We start from the raw sequence: 13,664 nt of genomic DNA, 5'->3' as shown, positions 1-13,664 counted from the left end.
AAAGTATGTATAACTCAATTACATACTTTTTGTTATATATTTTTTATCCTTTTAGCAAAATATCCTTTTTTTCAATTATTGCTAATGCAGCTTTACATGCTGGACAATCACAATATTTTGCACCAGCAGCTTTAATTTCTTTTCCATGTTCAGCAATGTTATTAGCAACATCTTCTCCAAAATGTTTTTTACCCGCATTAGATTCTGCAAAACTTATTAGATTATCAACCGTTACAATATCTTCTTCTAACTCATTTAGATATTTCTCCGTTTCTTCTACTTCATTTTCTGTTCCTAAAGCATCTAGCCAAGCTTGAGCAGCCACTTTTGCCTCTTCACTACACGAAAAAGCATTTATCAGTTCATTAGTTTTTTCAATAACATAGTTCAGTGCTTCTTTCTTCATAAATGATCTACCTTCTTTCTTTTACTAATATTTAACAAATAATTTCTTTACCTTTATTTTACAACTACTATACCCATATATCAATTAATGTTTAATTTTTATTGTCAATAATTTAATAACTCAAACATCGCATTTACATCAAGCAGACCACCTGTTAGTATTTTACCTTCAAGATTAATATTTCTACTAACACTAGATAAAATAATATTTTTTAAACTTGAAGTAGAAATATTAGGTAAATAAGACTTCAATAAAGCTGCCACACCAGCTACATGTGGTGCTGCCATAGAAGTACCATTTAACGGACTATATTCGCCATCTAAATCAAGACTTAAGATATCTGTTCCTGGAGCAGCAATATCAACACTTTCAATTCCATAATTTGAAAAACGTGCTAATGTGTCATATGGATCAGTTGCTGCAACTGAAATAATATTATCACTATCATATGAAGCAGGATAAATAGGTTCAATATCATTATTTGTCCCATTATTTCCTGCAGATGCAATAAATAATCCATTATAATTCTCTATAGCATACTTTAAAGAATAAGAATAAGCACGTCCACCCCAACTAGCATTAAGAATCTGAATATTAAAATTATTTGCAAAATCAATTGCTGCAATAGCTGAAGCAATATCAAGACCAAATTTTAAAGATGCTACCTTTACATTCCAACATACCCCTGTAATTCCTATACCATTATTACCAACCGCTCCAATTGTTCCTGCTACATGACTACCATGTCCATCATTATCAATAGAATTATCATCATTATCAGCAAAATTCCATCCATTTAATAATTTTCCATTAGGTGAAATCCACATATTCTGTGCTATATCTTGATGATTATAATCAATCCCAGTATCAATAACTCCTACAACAACTTCACTGCTTCCAGTCGTATAATTCCACGCTAAAGGCGTATTGATTTTTTGAATTCCCCATAAATACTGATACAGCGGATCGTTAGATACTAGATGCATTTCTTCTAAATAATCAGGCTCTGCATAATTTATATACGGACTTGCTGATAGTTTTGTAACAGCTTCAATTACTGTTTCTTTATTTTTATCTTTTAAATGAATTAAAATAATATTATCTGCATCACTTTTTTCTGTTATTATGCTGGAACTAAAAATAATTTCTATCTTTTCATATTCAATTTCTTCTAAAGCAAGACTGATATAGTACTCAACTTCAGCAAAAGAAATATTGTTATTTATAACTACGATTACTTTTCCAGTTTCATATCCATCATACATTATATTTCCTCCTTAATTATATTTTATGTTTATATTTACATTTAATTACTATAAGCAAGAATTGATTCTTTATCTTATTTTTTTAATAAAAAAACAACATACGATTTGTATATTGTCATCAACTATTATCTTCACTTCAATTTAATCAAAACACCATAATCTATCTTAAAATTAAATTATACGCTAAATTACTCATCCAATGCGAAATAATTGAACCATATAATGAATTAGTTTTTAAATATATAAACGATAACACTATATGTGTTATAAATAAATCAATAATCCATCCCATATTATAAATTGTCAAATCACTTATTGTCATACCATATACAATCATTCTATATGGAAAATGCATTACCACAAACAAAATACCACTCACTATAATTACAAAATACTGATTTTTTATAAAACCATATAATCTAGTCGTAATATATCCTCGAAAAACAATTTCCTCACATAATGCAACCGTTAAATAATATACAACAAATTTAATAATATTTCCTAATTCAACAAAATCAGCACCATCAATAACATGTGATAAACAATTTGTATAGAAAAACACTGCTGCCAGAATCAAACCAATTAAACAACTCAGTTTCCATTTCCCACCATAAATCCCTATAGATGAAAAATTATCTTTTCTTATTTTAATAAACAAAATTGTAATAATAACCATCAAGATATTTAATCCACACCCAACAAATATTGAACTTTCTTTTATAACTGGATATTTATTTTCTAAGACAGCAATTATTGCATATAGTACACAAATTATAAAAAAAAGTCCGATTGCAAATAAAGCATCTATACGCTGATACTTATTAACATTCTTACCAAAACCCTTATTTGATTTTAATAATCCTTTCATTTTGTTGCCCCCAATAAAATTTATTTTTATTTAATTAACTTTTTTTAATAGAATACTCCTATATCTGGCATCAAGTATTTCTTAAATTATAACAATAATAATACATTTTTAACTATCTTTATAAAGATTCTATCACAATAACTGTACATCAACAAATCCAATTACTTATATAAACAGCTATAAAAGTTAAAATATTATTATGTACTATAAAAATCCACTAGCCATTATTTAATAATATAGAAAATAATAGCTAGTGGATATAAGTTTATTATATGGAATCAGTTATAATAATGATACTAAAATACAACCTTTTACATTAAGAATTTTTATTTCAATTAGTCGTTGTATCAGTACTTTTTGCTGGAATAAGAAACGCAATAACTATAAAAATGATACCAACAAATAATAAACCAATAAAACCAATCGAAAATACAGATGGATATTTATCAGATATATGAAACAAAGTCAATTTACCTAAATCCATAGAATTAAATATTCCAAGATTCATCCAAAAATGATAAGTTACAGAAAATAACCATGCGCCTAATAAACCACCTAACACAGCACTTAAAGCCTTTTTTGCACCACCACTTCCAGTAGCAGCGACACAAGTTCCAGGACAAGTACCTACTGTACCAAATCCAATACCAAAAAGTAGTCCTCCGATAATAACCCCAAGATTTGTTGATTTGATACTAAGGTGATCTATATTAAATAACCCTAACAAACTAAACACTGATAATAATATGCTAGCAAGTCCTATAGCAAATACGATAATCTTCATTAATGTCAAATCCTGCATTCGTAGCATAGCAATTAATTTTTTAGGAGAAGATGCACCTACCCAATAAAGAGCATAGCCAAATAGAAATCCCATTACTATTGCAAGTACAACTTCCATACTATTTTCTCTCCTTATTGCTTGTTTTATAACCTACCAATAATACAGTTGGAATTGCCACAATAAATACACATATTGCAAAAATATAACCACTAATACTTCCCTGCATGATTCCACTCATCATATGTCCACTTGTACAACCATCAGCCATACGTGCAGCAAATAATATAAGCATACCACCTAAAAATGAGGGTATGTATGATTTAATATTAGTACTTTTAGTTACTGGTAATTCTTGTCCCACATCACTCATCTGACTACGACGTTTTTTATCATTTACTATATAAGCAAAATAGCCTCCAGCTGGAATGGCTAACACAAATACAAAATCATAGTTCCAGGGATTTTGTATAGATTTTGCAAGTTTTCCTTCACCTTTATCATAATATGCATTTGTACTTCGATATCCTGTTTCACGATTTTCATCTTTAACAATAACTGAATCATCCAATGCACTATGAAAGATTCCTGATAATACAGAAAATTGTGTTGATACTCCAATTGGCTTTACTAATAAAATGCCTAGAAAAAACACTATCCCTAATACAGATGCTTTTTTAATCCATGAGTCATCTCCCATTTTCTACCTCCTATTTACATAAATAGGATTCTCTTATTATTTATTTTTATTCATCTTATAGTTTTTATTATATAAAATACCTTTAGTATTATCTTAAATTTCTTATACTAAATAATTTTTAAATATTTATCACCATAAATCATATAATATAAATTTATTTCATAGGTCTTTCACGTTCTTTAATTATATCACTATTACAAGTAACTACGATTCTAGCATATTTAATCATACTTCCAGTAAACCTTATAACATATTCCTTATCTTTTTTTAATTTATTTAATGATATATCAAATTTAGCATTATTGATAACATCTTGCCAGCTATTATCCCATAAAACTTCTCCAGTTTGATTATCTGCTATTTCTAAAATACCATTTTCTCCATCTAATTGTAATGAAACATTTAAAGTTAAAGACTTAATATCCTCACTAACACAAAATAACCTCTCATCAATAAAAGGTTCATGGTCATCATAATCTTCTGTTAACTCCAGTTCAATATTTAATTTTTTATCCGCAAGTAATCTATCATTATAATTACAACCAGTTAAAAATAACATTAAACATATTAATCCCCCAATATAGTTTTTCATAACATTCCTCTTTTCATAAAAATAATTATATCATAGTATCTTTTTATAATTAAAATATTTATTCAGTGTTTTTGTATGTAAGATATGATAAAATTTATAAAATAGAAAATATATTAAGGAGGTGGTTGAAATGATTCTAGGTTTTATTTGCCGTAGAATCGCAGGCGCTAAGCTTCGTACAGAGTCTGTTAATTAATAGGCTAGGCGATATGAGTTTGATGCTCTAGCTGTGCGAAGCGATTAGAAACAATCGCCTAATCCTATTTCTTAGGCTCTGTTTATTTTACAAAATTTATAAAATAAAGGAGCAAAGAGATGATTGAAATAGGAATTAATAAAATTTGTAAAAATTTTGGTTATAAACAAGTATTAAAAAATGTTAGTTTTGAAATTTTAACTGGAAATCATGTTGGAATTGTTGGAAAGAATGGTAGTGGTAAATCTACTTTATTTAAAATGATCATGAAAAAAGAATTTCCTGATTCTGGTAATATAACAATTCGTAAACAAGCTACTATTGGATATTTGGAACAAATACCAACTATTGAAAATGAAGATATTACTGTAAAAGATAAATTAATGATGTCTTTTCTTGATATTCAAAATACAGAACAACAAATGAGAACTTTAGAACTAAAAATGATGTCTGATACTGAAAATATTACTCTATTAGATAAATATGCTAAAATCCAAGATTTGTACATATCACAAGGTGGATATGAAATTGAAGAAAAACTTAATAAGATCATAACTGGTTTTAAACTCCAGAATATTATTGATAAACCATTTTCAATTTTAAGTGGCGGTCAAAAAACTGTAGTAAATTTAGCCCAGCTAATATTAACTGAACCAGATATTTTATTATTAGATGAACCAACTAATCATCTTGATATTATGATGTTAGAGTGGTTAGAAAATTATTTAAATAAATATCAGGGAACTATTATTATTATTTCTCATGATCGTTATTTTTTAGATAAAGTGACAGATAAAACAATTCTATTAGACGCTAGTGAAAGTCACATATTTCATGGAAATTATTCATACAGTCTAAAAGAGCAAGAACGTCTATTATTATTAGAATTTGAACAGTATAAAACCCAACAAAGAAAAATTGATGCAATAAAAGCATCAATTAAACGTTATCGGGATTGGGGTAATCAAGGTGATAATGAAAAGTTTTTTAAGAAAGCAAAGGAATTAGAAAAACGTTTAGATAAAATAGAAGTAATGGATAAACCCCAATTGGAAAAGAAAAAAATCCCAATTCAATTTTTAGGAATGCAAGGCAGTAATGAAACTCTTAAGATAGAAAATTTAGAGATTTCATTTGATGATTTATTACTATTTTCTAATATAAATCTTACATTATATTATCAAGAAAAAATTGCATTATTAGGAAATAATGGTTCAGGAAAAACTTCTTTGATTAAAGCTATACTTGGCGAATTTAAATCTTATGTGGGTAAAATAAAGATAGCTGAAACTACAACTATTGGCTATATTCCTCAAGAAATTAAATTCTTTAATAATAATGACTCTATCCTACAAGTATTTCGTAGTGGGTTTCCTTGTTTAGAAGAAGAGGCAAGAGGAATTTTAGCTAAGTATGGCTTCTATAAAGATCAAGTCTATAAACAAGTGGGAAATTTATCCGGTGGAGAAAAAGTACTATTAAAATTTGCTATTTTAATGCAAGGAAAAATTAATTTTTTAATTTTAGATGAACCAACTAATCATATTGATATCGAGACTAGAGAAATTCTTGAAGATGCATTATTAGAATATCATGGAACTTTATTATTTGTATCTCATGATCGATATTTTATAGATAAGTTAGCAAATCGAATCCTAGCAATAGAAAACAATACTATAACAAGTTCTTATAGATGATAACATCAAAACACAATATTACTTTATAAATAAAGAAGATATTAATACATTACATATAATTAATATCTTCTTTTTGTGTAGTTGAGCTATTCGATATAAGAATTACTCAAGATATAAAATTCTTCTTGACTCGCTTGATACTTCTTTTCCATTTTTTCTAGTGTATCATCATATTTTTGTACTTCTTCTTCAGTTACCTGCATTACAGGACTATCATAATATATCCATTTTCTTCCATCTAATGTACCAGAAACAAGTTCTTTAACCATCATTGCAGCTGGATATTTTCCATTTTCTATACATACATTATATTTTTTACTGCTTTTAAAACCAAGGCTTACATAATTAGCAGGACTTCCAAAAATGACAATGACATCATATCCTAATTCAATTGCTTTTTTAAAAGAATGTTCAATCAGAAGTTTACCATAACCTTTCCTTTGGTATTTAGGAACAATACAAACTGGACCAAAAGTAATAATATCCTTTTCAAATCCCTTTTCATCAACTAACTTGGCTTTAGTGTACATGATGTTTCCAATTATTTGACCATCAAGTTCAATGACAAAATCTAATTCTGATATAAAATCACTATGCGCTCTCATAATATGAACTAAATAATGTTCAGCTCCACCTGGAACATAGAGATTATAAAAAGCCTCTCTAGTAATTTTTTCAACTGTCTTATAATCTGCTTGTGTTTCATTTCTAATAATTATATTTTTATTCATTTATATTATCTCCAATTATTTATTTGCTCTTTGTGGCAATTTTTTTATAAGTTTTGAGATTTCTTTTTCTCTTTTTTCTTTTATCATCATATAATTTCCCTTATCTTCAAGATATGAACTCTCTAATTTTAGTTTTTGATAAGATTTCCATCTTTCCAATTGTAATTCACCATTTTTTAACTGCACACCCAGGTTCTTTAGAATGTGTACAATCCCTAAAGCGACATTTTAAAGCTATCTCCTCAATTTCTCCAAATGCTTTATTAAGTCCCTCATTATTATCTCACATACCAATTTCACGCATGCCTAGAGTATCAATGACCATTCCTCCATCAAGATAACATAATTAATTCCCGACGAGTAGTAGTATGGCGACTCTTGTCATCATTACGAAGTTCATTTACATCTAAATACTTCTCTTTAATCAGGCAATTAATTAATGCAGATCTTCCAACCACTAATAAATATACTCAGCTGCTCAAATCCAACTTGCTCTAATGTAGTTGTAACAACAACATCTACTCCATTAGCAACTAAATATACTTTTGAAAGTTTGTCATCAATTAGTCAAGACTATTACAGGAATAACACTACTTTGCCAGGCAATAGAAAGATAACGTTCTAAATGTCGCAGATTAAAATCATTATTCAAAGCCATACAAATAAATATTGTATTAATATTAGCTGCTACAATCTGCTCCTGGATATTACTACCAGCCACCTTACGAACAAAGTAACTAACATGAGGCAAAACTCGATGAATGACTGCATTCTCTCCATTTTCATCCCAATCTGTCATTACAAAATCCCCAATCTAGCAAAAAAAGTGTATTAAATCTAACTTACCAGAAATCTCAGCTAATTTTTCTCCTTGTTCTGTAATAATACGATATAATCCTTTTTCCTGTGCAATAATACGAGAAATCATTAATTGCAGCAATATGTTCAAAATGATTTGTTAGACCATATTTACTCATTATTATTTGTCCTTTTCACTGCATATTTTTCAATGAAATTATCCATATGCTTCATAAACATTTGAGCAGTCTCCTTTTTCTCATTATTGACTACATCTGAAATATTTAACAATAAATAAAATGGAGCATAAAATTCTAATGCCATTTGCTTAGAGTCACCTTTTAGCCAAATTCCCTGTCTCATCATTTCATTCATTAAATCTTCTATAAATTTAAGTGGTCCGCTTGCTAAAACCTTTTGATATAAAGCTGTCATTTCAGAATCTCGATATTGCTCCAATGTTAACATCCTACGAAAATTACAAGCTATCTCATCTTCAGTCCAATAATAAAACTGTGCTTCCATATATCTTTTCATATTTTCCACAGAAATATTATTAAAAGATCGTGGCATTTTTGAAAACTCTATTTCTAAAAATCCTGCTTTTTTATAACGCTCAACATCTAACTGACAAACATGTTCAAAAATACTATCAAAAATATCACGCTTGTTTTTATAATGTTTATATAATGCCCCTTTTGTCATACCTAATTCACTAGCAATCCGGCTAACCGAAACAGCTTCATAACCATCCTTTGCAAATAATCGAAGGGCAACTATTAAAATATTTTCTTTTGTATTTGTACTCATTATTTTTATCCCCAACCGTAAACATTCGTTTACTTACCCTTAAATTATAGTAAACAATCGTTTACTTGTCAAGATAAGATATATGTTCGCAAAAAAACAGTTAATCATTTATAATTAACTGTTCTATAATAATATCAAATTAAACTTTATATAACTCAGTTTGTTACTATAAATTAGTCTCTTATTTACAATAAATATTTTTACTTATATAAGAAAATTTATTAGATAACTCTTTTACACTTTCCTGACTGGAAACTGTATCTCTGTTAACCATTCATTAGGCGATTCTTTATTCCAAACCCCATCTATATATGACTCTCTTTGATACCCTATAATTTCATAACCACTTTCTTCGATAAATTGTACTATTGCGCTATAAGCTTCAGGTAATTTTTCATAGGATCCTTTATGTAAAACACATGCAGCCATTTCAACTCTAGGGAGAACTCGAAATTTTAGATTACCTTGATTCTCTTTTAATTCTGTAACAGCTTCACATATTTCTGCATGAATATCAGATTCCCGGTATTCTTCATCATAATAAATTGTAAAGCAATATTCTGGTTCAGCACATTGACAACCGGCTTTTTCCATTTCTAATCCCATTTCTGGCATTTTTTCAAATAGAGCCGCATAACTTTCCATATGTAAACGTTCAAACGCAATAATAACTTCGGGTAATGGTTTCATAATTACATGATATTCACTATCTAATGTATCTCTAGCTAAGTAACTTTCGATACTTGCAACTTTTTTACTCAAATCAGCTATCTCATTTATTAATTCTACTTTCTTTTTTAAAAGTAACTTTTCTTCTGAAGATCCTTTAATGACTTTCTTTATTTCTTCTAGTGAGAATCCAATTTCTTTTAAAGCTATAATTCTATGTAACTGTGGCAGCTGTTGTGATGTATAATAACGATATCCATTATTATTGTCTATATATGCTGGTTTTAATAATCCAATTTCATCATAATGTCTTAAGGTTTTGATTGTTATTTTATTCATTTGTGAGAAAACTCCTATTTTATATAATCTTTGAGGTGTTTTTTCACATTTATATTCTTCCATTTTTATCTCCTATTCCCATTTAAATACTTTTATTGAAATTATACAACCTATAATCGCTAATACAAACAAGAAAATACTAGAAAAAATCATTTCCTGATTATATATACCTAATGATATATTTTTAAGTAATTGAATTCCATGAGTAAGTGGCAAAATATTGGCTATTTTTTGGATAAATACTGGGAATATTTCAAAAGGAATTGTCGCACCAGATAAAAATAACATTGGAAAATAAACAAAAGTACAAACAACATTTGCAATCTTAACACTTGGACACAAACTAGCAATAATCATACCAATACTATACATAGATAACATAACTAAAAAATATCCCCCAATAAATAATAACAGGCTTCCATTCATCTGGTAATTAAATATAAAAACTGAACAAATCGTAATAATAATTGCAGATAAACTAGCAATCATTGCTCCTAAAATCATTTGTACTATCAACATCATCATTGGACTAACCGGAGTCACAAAGAAATGTTTTAAAATCTTTTTATCACGATAATTTGCAAATGTGATTGGCAGTCCCATAAATGCTGTTGCACAAATACCTACTGTAACCAATGAAGCAAAAGCACCTTGTAAAAAAGTATAATGCTCACCAGCTATATTTTGATTTCCTGCAATTATACTAATAAGGAAAAGAACCCCAACAGGCATACCAACCCCAAAAATCAATGAATCAGGACATCTTAATGATAACTTTCCCTCAGTTTTTAATAATGTCATAAACCTCTTCATACTTTTCCCTCCTTCATATATGAAAGATACGCTTCTTCTAAATTCTTAAATTGACCTTTATTTATAACTTCCTCAACCGTTCCCTCTATAACCTTTTCTCCCCTCTTTAACAAAAGAATATGGTCACAAAGGTATTCTGCCTCTTCCATATAGTGTGTTGTTAAAACAATAGTCATTCCTTGATCCTTTAATGTCTTTAAAATATCCCAGGCTTCTCTTCTAGCCAAAACATCTAACCCTGTTGTTAATTCATCTAAAAATAAAATTTTTGGTTGGGGAATTAATGCAATGACAACAGATAACTTTTGTTTTTCGCCACCAGATAATTTTTCTACATACTGATTTTCAAATTCTTCTAACTGAAATTGTTTTAATAATTGATGATAATCAGCAGGTTGAGCATATAATGCTGCAGTTTCTTGACATACTTCTTTAACTTTAATATTATCTTGATAAAATGAAGCCTGTAATTGTACTCCAATCGTTTCAAATAAAGTTTTTCTATCCTTTTTTGCTTCCTTACCCCATATTTTTGCATACCCTTCTTCAGGAACATTAAGCCCTAATATACTTTCAATCGTGGTTGTCTTACCAGCACCATTATGTCCTAATATCCCATATACTTCACCACTTCGAACTTTTAAAGATAAATCATTTACAACTTTTTTACCATTATAAATCTTTGTTAGATGATTGACTTCAATACAATAATTCATTGTTTCTCCTCCTTACAGTTTGAGCATACATTCTCCTGTTAGGGTAGAGTCAATACTAAATTAAATAAATTTTCATATATCACAAAAAAGGTAATAATTTTTATATTTCCAAATAATCAAAAAGGAATGTTATCACCTTCATCCCTTCCATTATATAAGAAAATCTTATAAGTCTTCTTAACCTAATATTCATTTACAAATTAATTTTACAATAATTTTTTCCTAAGTAATAGAATTTATCTGTAAACTTGTTAAGCATAAAAAAGCCAGTCTTGAAATACAGACTGGCTAAAACAATTTTTTCATTACTTTTAAATAAAATTATTCTTAACCCTGTAACTTTATATCATTTTTTTACTTTATAATAGCAATAATACCTTATCAAAGGTTATTGCTCATGTAATAATCAACACTTAAACTTTAGGTAAGTATTAAAAAAATGATATTAGATAGAATTTTATTGTTCATTTTTATTTGTTGATCTAATCCTCTTTTACATAATAAATATATTAATTTATTATTTATCATCTGTTCTTCTTAAAAATTCAACAAAAGCAAAGATTATAGAAATTACTGTTAAAACAGAAATTATCAGTTCTGCCATGTTGTTAGCATAATCTGATTGAGATGGCATGACAATACTTAAAGTCAAAAAACAGACACACCAAATTAATCCTATTATAAGAACAGAAAAAGTAATATATTTGAGTAAAACAGATATTTTATTAACTATTTTTTTGTTAAATTCAATTTGTTTTTCTGAATAGGATTTTTTCATAAATTTAGCTTTAATTCCTCCTAATAATAATCCAGAGATAATCCCCACTGACAAATATATACAGACTTTTAAGAATACCTCCATTCCTAATCCTCTTTAGAAAAAATTAAATCAATTTTTCGAATACAACCATTAGCGCTAATTTCAGTTGGAATCATACCAACATAATCATATCCCTGGCAAGTATATTTCTCAATAATTTCTCTATGTTCAGATATAACAGCTATTACCACATCTTTCATTTTATAATCAACATTTACATATTCATATTTCTTCATAATTTCCTCCTTATATAAAATCCATTTAATAAACTATCTAACAAAAATATATTTAATAACAAAATACTTGTTCGAATTATTTAAATCAAAATTCAAAAAATACATCCATTTCTATCTGATTACATTTCACTCGAGCTATCAATTTTAAGAAGATTACAACACCTACAAATCGCTAATTTCAAAAAATAAGTAATAGAACTATCATTAAAAATTACGCATCCAACTTCAATAATCATTCATATTTTCAATTAACAATAAAGGTTCGCTCATTCCCTCAAATATGAAACCCCATATATTTCTGTAAAATCAAACCATACTTTATTATTGTACTTATTCTTTCGTAATAGTTAGCTTTTTAAATGCTTCACGTGCCTTATCCTGACCTGCTAAACTCGCCATAATCATTCCAGTATTCGAATTCTTTATCCACACCACAAAATTATCCTCAGTACCAGACTGGCCTTCAATTTCATACATGTAATATACATTACCATCCTTTTTAGTATCCTCAAGTACTTCCATACCCTGATTTCCCTTTATTGCTAAATAGCTGTTATAACCATCTTCATGTACAAACATCCCTTCTAAAATTGTCTCATTGTCTTTTTTAACTACAAATTGTCCATCTTTTTGTGTTAGAGACAATCCACTAGAGGTATCTAATTCCACTTTAATCTTATCTCCTGTTTCAACATTAAAAGTATAAGACATGCTCGATGACACAGAACACGCACTTACCATAAACATTGTTATCAACACCATCATCAAGGTACATAATTTCATAATTTGTTTCATAAATCCTATTCTCCTTACACTGTATCATCATTTTATAATCTGTACTTTAACGCTTAACAAAACAACAACAAATTCATCTCCTTCTCCCTAAATTCTGTTAAAATATCATAAAACAACATTTTAAAACTGTTATCAGTTAAATATAATTCTACACACTTGATTAATAAGTCCAACAAAGCATCCGCTAAACAATTTTGAATAACTGCCTATTTAATTCTAAATTTAACCTCACTATATTCAAAACAAAAGCATATATATCATTTGCATCAACCTTTAATAAGTCACATCGTAAAAGTTTCTCCCATCCATCTTATTTTATATTTTGCTTCTAATAGTGATGTCTCCTGTATTATAATTTTTTAAGAAATATCTTAACCGGTTAAAGAAAAAAGGATACCGTCAAAATGAAAATGAAGCCCGCTAGCTCTATTT

At 28.2% G+C, this 13,664-nt stretch carries 18 protein-coding genes; 1 reads left to right on the top strand and 17 read right to left on the bottom strand.

Annotation, left to right across the window (positions count from 1 at the left end):
• Positions 1 to 43 precede the first annotated feature (43 nt).
• From ACLR9T_RS06245 to ACLR9T_RS06220, 6 genes are all read right to left on the bottom strand, one after another.
• On the bottom strand, positions 44 to 406 hold the full coding sequence (locus ACLR9T_RS06245) for a molecular chaperone Hsp90 (protein ID WP_413108675.1): 363 nt from the start codon (positions 404 to 406) through the stop codon (positions 44 to 46).
• Positions 407 to 510: 104 nt separating this feature from the next.
• Positions 511 to 1,671: a S8 family peptidase gene (locus ACLR9T_RS06240; RefSeq protein WP_413108674.1), complete on the bottom strand. Its 1,161-nt coding sequence runs from the start codon at positions 1,669 to 1,671 to the stop codon at positions 511 to 513.
• 160 nt (positions 1,672 to 1,831) lie between these two features.
• Entirely contained in the window at positions 1,832 to 2,539 is a 708-nt protein-coding gene (locus tag ACLR9T_RS06235; protein ID WP_413108673.1) for a CPBP family intramembrane glutamic endopeptidase, read from the bottom strand.
• Between the two features lie 331 nt (positions 2,540 to 2,870).
• Positions 2,871 to 3,440 (bottom strand): DUF6691 family protein, encoded by a 570-nt coding sequence (locus ACLR9T_RS06230; RefSeq protein WP_413108672.1) that lies wholly within the window; start codon positions 3,438 to 3,440, stop codon positions 2,871 to 2,873.
• A 1-nt stretch (position 3,441) separates the two neighbouring features.
• Complete coding sequence (locus tag ACLR9T_RS06225; RefSeq protein WP_413108671.1) at positions 3,442 to 4,020, bottom strand: YeeE/YedE thiosulfate transporter family protein; 579 nt, start codon at positions 4,018 to 4,020, stop codon at positions 3,442 to 3,444.
• Between the two features lie 154 nt (positions 4,021 to 4,174).
• On the bottom strand, positions 4,175 to 4,612 hold the full coding sequence (locus ACLR9T_RS06220; RefSeq protein WP_413108670.1) for a DUF4624 family lipoprotein: 438 nt from the start codon (positions 4,610 to 4,612) through the stop codon (positions 4,175 to 4,177).
• Positions 4,613 to 4,927: 315 nt separating this feature from the next.
• Between ACLR9T_RS06220 and abc-f the strand changes: the two genes are divergently transcribed.
• Positions 4,928 to 6,505 (top strand): ribosomal protection-like ABC-F family protein, encoded by a 1,578-nt coding sequence (gene abc-f / locus ACLR9T_RS06215; protein ID WP_413108669.1) that lies wholly within the window; start codon positions 4,928 to 4,930, stop codon positions 6,503 to 6,505.
• A gap of 86 nt (positions 6,506 to 6,591) precedes the next feature.
• Here abc-f and ACLR9T_RS06210 read toward each other — a convergent pair whose 3' ends face one another.
• The 11 genes from ACLR9T_RS06210 to ACLR9T_RS06160 all read right to left on the bottom strand — a co-directional run bounded on the left by ACLR9T_RS06210 (position 6,592) and on the right by ACLR9T_RS06160 (position 13,148).
• Entirely contained in the window at positions 6,592 to 7,236 is a 645-nt protein-coding gene (locus ACLR9T_RS06210; protein ID WP_413108668.1) for a GNAT family N-acetyltransferase, read from the bottom strand.
• A gap of 15 nt (positions 7,237 to 7,251) precedes the next feature.
• Positions 7,252 to 7,395 (bottom strand): hypothetical protein, encoded by a 144-nt coding sequence (locus ACLR9T_RS06205; protein WP_413108667.1) that lies wholly within the window; start codon positions 7,393 to 7,395, stop codon positions 7,252 to 7,254.
• Between the two features lie 173 nt (positions 7,396 to 7,568).
• On the bottom strand, positions 7,569 to 7,694 hold the full coding sequence (locus tag ACLR9T_RS06200) for a hypothetical protein (protein WP_413108666.1): 126 nt from the start codon (positions 7,692 to 7,694) through the stop codon (positions 7,569 to 7,571).
• A gap of 101 nt (positions 7,695 to 7,795) precedes the next feature.
• A complete protein-coding gene (rsgA, locus tag ACLR9T_RS06195) occupies positions 7,796 to 8,035 on the bottom strand; it encodes a GTPase RsgA (protein ID WP_413108665.1) in 240 nt (79 codons plus the stop codon).
• A 170-nt stretch (positions 8,036 to 8,205) separates the two neighbouring features.
• Positions 8,206 to 8,844, bottom strand: a complete 639-nt coding sequence (locus tag ACLR9T_RS06190) for a TetR/AcrR family transcriptional regulator (RefSeq protein ID WP_413108664.1) — start codon at positions 8,842 to 8,844, stop codon at positions 8,206 to 8,208.
• Between the two features lie 234 nt (positions 8,845 to 9,078).
• Positions 9,079 to 9,915 (bottom strand): MerR family transcriptional regulator, encoded by an 837-nt coding sequence (locus ACLR9T_RS06185; RefSeq protein WP_413108663.1) that lies wholly within the window; start codon positions 9,913 to 9,915, stop codon positions 9,079 to 9,081.
• Between the two features lie 9 nt (positions 9,916 to 9,924).
• Entirely contained in the window at positions 9,925 to 10,665 is a 741-nt protein-coding gene (locus ACLR9T_RS06180) for an ABC transporter permease (RefSeq protein ID WP_413108662.1), read from the bottom strand.
• Entirely contained in the window at positions 10,662 to 11,381 is a 720-nt protein-coding gene (locus tag ACLR9T_RS06175; RefSeq protein WP_413108661.1) for an ABC transporter ATP-binding protein, read from the bottom strand. The genes ACLR9T_RS06180 and ACLR9T_RS06175 overlap by 4 nt, the downstream gene beginning before the upstream one ends.
• Positions 11,382 to 11,898: 517 nt before the next feature.
• On the bottom strand, positions 11,899 to 12,243 hold the full coding sequence (locus tag ACLR9T_RS06170; RefSeq protein WP_413108660.1) for a transporter: 345 nt from the start codon (positions 12,241 to 12,243) through the stop codon (positions 11,899 to 11,901).
• Positions 12,244 to 12,245: 2 nt separating this feature from the next.
• A complete protein-coding gene (locus tag ACLR9T_RS06165; protein ID WP_413108659.1) occupies positions 12,246 to 12,437 on the bottom strand; it encodes a DUF4177 domain-containing protein in 192 nt (63 codons plus the stop codon).
• A gap of 330 nt (positions 12,438 to 12,767) precedes the next feature.
• Positions 12,768 to 13,148, bottom strand: a complete 381-nt coding sequence (locus ACLR9T_RS06160) for a hypothetical protein (protein WP_413108658.1) — start codon at positions 13,146 to 13,148, stop codon at positions 12,768 to 12,770.
• Between the last annotated feature and the right edge of the window lie 516 nt (positions 13,149 to 13,664).

This window comes from Thomasclavelia sp., from assembly GCF_047249845.1.
GTDB lineage: Bacteria > Bacillota_I > Bacilli_A > Erysipelotrichales > Coprobacillaceae > Thomasclavelia.
The sequence above is the reverse complement of the archived record's forward strand: the minus strand, read 5'-3'. Positions and strand labels throughout refer to the sequence as shown.